Source organism: Albidovulum sp. (assembly GCF_049646345.1).
GTDB lineage: Bacteria > Pseudomonadota > Alphaproteobacteria > Rhodobacterales > Rhodobacteraceae > Albidovulum.
This window is the reverse complement of record NZ_JBARVQ010000664.1, coordinates 1-2,663: the sequence shown is the minus strand read 5'-3', so window position 1 is coordinate 2,663 and position 2,663 is coordinate 1. Positions and strand designations below refer to the sequence as shown.

2 protein-coding genes are annotated in these 2,663 nt (G+C 62.9%); both read left to right on the top strand.

Going from position 1 to position 2,663, the window contains the following annotated elements:
• Positions 1-71: 71 nt before the first annotated feature.
• Positions 72-2,279 carry a PepSY domain-containing protein gene (locus WBB85_RS17390; RefSeq protein WP_432639857.1) on the top strand — a complete coding sequence of 736 codons (2,208 nt, stop codon included), beginning with the start codon at positions 72-74 and terminating at the stop codon, positions 2,277-2,279.
• A partial coding sequence (locus WBB85_RS17385) for an FAD:protein FMN transferase (RefSeq protein ID WP_432639856.1) occupies positions 2,260-2,663 on the top strand: 404 nt, incomplete at its 3' end. The genes WBB85_RS17390 and WBB85_RS17385, both read left to right, overlap by 20 nt.

Below are 2,663 nucleotides of genomic sequence, written 5' to 3'. Positions count from 1 at the left end.
GTGCAGGCACGCCGATCACAGGGCGCCGCTACATCGCTGATTTCACCTACGACATGTAAGGAGGCCCGGCGATGATCCGCGCTTTGCACCGTTGGCCGGGTCTTCTGGCCGCTGCCCTTCTCATTGTTCTGACGCTGAGTGGGGCTGCGCTTTCGGTCTTTCCGGCGGCAGAGCGCCTGACCGCGCCGCAGGCGGAAACCGGGCTGAGCGTGGCGACGCTCGCGGCCCGCATCCAGACCGCCTATCCCGGTGTCGAGCAGATCCGGCGGTCCCCGCCGGGTCAGATCACGGCATATTGGTTTTTGGATGGCACGCCGGGGGCGGCGGTGATTGATCCGGCGACGGGCGCGGGCGTGGGGTCTGCCGACCCCAATCAGGTCGAGCGCTGGCTGACCAACCTGCACCGGTCGTTGTTTCTGGGTTATGGCGGTCGGATTGCCATGGTCCTTGGTGCGGCGGCGATGCTGATCCTTTCCGTTTCGGGGTCTGTCCTCGTTGCGCGCCGTGCCGGAGGCTGGCGGCGCTGGTTCGCGCCTTTGCGCGGCCCTTTGTCAGGACGACTGCATGTCGAGATTGCGCGCGTCGCGGTTCTGGGTCTTGCCTTATCGTCGATGACGGCGCTTTGGATGTCGGCCTCGACCTTCGACCTGCTTCCCATCACGTCATCCGCACCGGCTTTCCCGAATGATGTCAGCGGCGAGACTGGAATATCGATTACATCCATCGAGTTGCTGGGACAGACCCCTGTGGCCGAACTGCGCGAACTGAACTTTCCCTATCCGGGCGATGCCAGCGACGTCTTCACCCTGAAGACGGATCAGGGCACAGGATATCTGGATCAGGGGACAGGTGCAGCGTTGGGCTGGACCGATCTGACCGGTTGGGAAAATGTGTCGGAAACGATCTACATGCTGCATACCGGTCAGGGGGCGGCCTTTCTTGGGATCCTCCTAGGACTGATGGCACTGGGCGTACCAGTGTTGGGGGTCACGGGTGTCCTTGTCTGGCTGGCAGGACGACGCAGCAGACCGCGCATTCCCGGCAACCTGCCTGCCGCCAAGGCGGAAACGATCCTTCTGGTAGGTAGCGAAGGGGGCAGCACCTGGGGTTTTGCGGCGACGCTTCATCAGGCGCTGAGAGCGGCAGGGCAAACAGTGCATGTCGGGCCAATGTCCGACTTTGATCTGGCGCACCACGCCAAGGCACAGCGGTTCGTGATCCTTGCGGCAACCTATGGCGACGGCGATGCGCCGGAAACCGCCAAAGGGTTCCTTGATCGTCTGAAAGCGCTGGGAACCGCGCCCGCAGCACCGATTGCAGTGCTTGGGTTTGGCGATCGCAGCTATCCGGAGTATTGCGGCTACGCCCAAAGGGTTGCGGAAATGGCTAAAACGCGGGGCTGGAACATGCTTTTGCCCTTCGACACCATCGACCGCCAGTCGCCGCAGGATTTCGCGCGCTGGGGGCGTCTGTTGGGTCAGGCGCTTGGCATTAACCTTGAACTGGTCCACCAGCCCATTGTGCCCCCAACCGAGATGCTGACTCTGGTTTCGCGCCGCGACTACGCGGCGGAAATGCAGGCACCTACCGCAATCCTGCGCTTTGCACTGCCACGCGTGACACTTTGGCAAAAATTGACAGGGCAAGGCTTTGCCCGGTTTGAGGCGGGTGACCTTTTGGGTATCGTGCCAGAAGGTTCCGCAATCCCGCGTCTGTATTCTCTGGCTTCTGACCGGCGCGACGGGTTCGTCGAGATCGTCGTGAAGCGTCAGCCAAGCGGGCTGTGTTCTGCGCAACTGACGCAGCTTGCGCCAGGGGATACGGCCAAGGGATATATCCGTCGCAATCCCGGCTTCAAACCGGGCAAGGGCCGCGCGCCTCTGATCCTGATCGGTGCCGGCACGGGCATCGGCCCGCTGGCGGGGTTCATTCGTGGCAACAAACGACATCGTCCTATTCACCTGTTCTTTGGCATGCGCCATCCACAGAATGACTTTCTGTACGGGCAAGACCTTGCAGATTGGCAGACCGAGGGTCGTCTGACCCGTCTGGACACCGCGGTCTCTCGCGCGGCCAACCCAAGCTACGTGCAGGACACGCTGCGTGCTGAAGGGACCGAAGTGGCCCGCCTGATCCGAGACGGAGCACGCATCATGGTCTGCGGCGGGCGCGGCATGGCGACCGGCGTCACGGATGCGCTGGCTGATATTCTGAAACCAATGGGACTGACGCCGCAGGCGTTGAGGGCAGAGGGCCGCTATGTCGAAGATGTCTACTGATCCAACTCGCTACGCGCTGCATGGGCCAACAATGGGCACGCGCTGGTCAGCGCAGTTCCATGCAGACCCAAGCTTTGATCCGGAGTCCGCGCGCGGGGCGCTACAGACTGCAGTGGATGAAGTGGACGCACAGATGTCCACGTGGAAACCCGACAGCGACCTGATGCGCCTGAATGCGGCACCTGTCGGCGTATGGCAGGCGGTCCCAGCGCGGTTGCTGGATGTCTTGGTGCTCGGGCGCGATGTCGGGCGGGCCTCTGGCGGGGCGTTTGACATGGGGCTTGGTGATGCGGTGGCGGCTTGGGGTTTCGGCGCGGATGAAGCCGACCCTACGCACATCAGGGCTGCGATGGCGCGTAGTCGAGTTGAGACTGCGCTCGAGAT

Bases quoted from the DNA above. Each gene is read 5' to 3' on its own strand.
- WBB85_RS17390 (WP_432639857.1), top strand. From the start codon at position 72: ATGATCCGCGCTTTGCACCGTTGGCCGGGTCTTCTGGCCGCTGCCCTT.